We start from the raw sequence: 270 nt of genomic DNA on the forward strand, positions 1-270 counted from the left end.
GAACCCGCAGTCGCTGACACTGCAGGGCGCAGGGACAACCCATGCCGGTACGCTGGAACTCCAGGCGGGTGCGATCCAAAATCACACCCAGCTCATCGCCAATCAGCTGAACGCTGAAGCAGACACGCTGACACAGAGCACTTCCGGTGAACTGGTGGCGCAGACGGACATGTCTGTTCAGGCAGAGACAATCGACAATAGTGGCAAGCTGGTCTCGGCTGGCACGCAAACTTTGCATGTCACTGGCCAGCTGTCTAATCAGGGCGCGAT

Annotated in this window: 1 protein-coding gene; it reads left to right on the top strand. The window is 58.5% G+C overall.

Going from position 1 to position 270, the window contains the following annotated elements:
- Positions 1–270: hypothetical protein (locus ACYP03_RS26300; RefSeq protein ID WP_459782711.1), on the top strand; the 270-nt coding region annotated here is incomplete at both ends.

Source organism: Photobacterium sp. R1 (assembly GCF_054600795.1).